We start from the raw sequence: 1,103 nt of genomic DNA on the forward strand, positions 1-1,103 counted from the left end.
CGAAAAAAATGTCCGATCCGATTGGGAAATTGCTGATAACGTGTTTGTATATGGTTTGTTGCGTGGTTTAAGCACTAAATTTAGCAAATAAAAACCGAATAGAAAATCCGCGAGGATTTTCGTAAGTAGGCTAGAACTAGCAATAAATTATATACGGTGTTGTGTGCAGTTTTTATTCTGTGTCTAATTTAATAATTTTAGAGGTTTCAATATCTAAATTATATTTTTTCCTTACAACTTCTGTAAAAACATCTATTCTAGTACAAATCCAAAACTTTCTATTTTTACTTGGCCATTCCGATAATATTGCTACAAGTTTTTTATTGACTTTATTTCCTTTTTCAACAAGTTGAACTGGCACGTGCCAAAGTCCACCACCACTAATTCCAAAAGGGTCAGGTCCAGTTATTTTAAGGTTTTTTTCATAATCAATTACATTTTTTTTATCATAATGGACTATTAGGTTTAAAAATGGTTTACAATTGAGTTCAGAATAAATTTCTGGTTTTGCAGGCATTGTATTAAAGATAAAAGGCTTGCTATCTAGTTTATTTTTAAACTTATTAAATTTATTTTTGGAACAAGGAAAACCAATAGCTGTATAATATGGAAGCTCTTTTACTTCGTGGTTAATTCCCAATTCTGAATGATTAAGAAAAGAATATTGCTTTTTTACATATTCGATACTTTCATTATCTAATTTTAGAATTGCAATATCTATTTTATCTTCTTCTCTTTTTTCATTTGGTGATAATTTATTAATTGTCCATTCACCACCTAGTTGTACCGTTTTGTGTTTTTCAATTCCAACTGATATACTTTTCAATAAACCATCAGCTACGTGTGCTGCTGTAAATAAAAAATGATAATCAAATATTTTGATGAAAACTCCTGTTGCGTGAGGTTCTGGAATTCCGTTTTCTACAGTCAAATAGTGGCAAGTAGAAAGATATGCATCTCGACTTGCGTCCATTTGAATCTCTTGATGATAATCAATTGGGTTTATGATTTTTGACATTGAATAAATAGTTAGATTATATGATGTTAGTTTGTGAGTTTCTCAAATGTCTCGTCCTGAAATATGGCTACAGGTTAAAATAGAA

1 protein-coding gene is annotated in these 1,103 nt (G+C 30.1%); it reads right to left on the bottom strand.

What is annotated here, in order from left to right; genetic code table 11:
- Positions 1 to 172: 172 nt before the first annotated feature.
- The gene (locus F6U93_RS01810) at positions 173 to 1,018 is read right to left on the bottom strand and encodes a hypothetical protein (protein WP_150936282.1); all 846 of its coding nucleotides are present in this window, start codon (positions 1,016 to 1,018) and stop codon (positions 173 to 175) included.
- Positions 1,019 to 1,103: the final 85 nt, after the last annotated feature.

The sequence above is a fragment of the Pseudotamlana haliotis genome (genome assembly GCF_008806375.1).
GTDB lineage: Bacteria > Bacteroidota > Bacteroidia > Flavobacteriales > Flavobacteriaceae > Pseudotamlana > Pseudotamlana haliotis.

Coding starts and splice junctions, on each gene's coding strand:
- F6U93_RS01810 (WP_150936282.1), bottom strand. CDS start 1,018: ATGTCAAAAATCATAAACCCAATTGATTATCATCAAGAGATTCAAATG.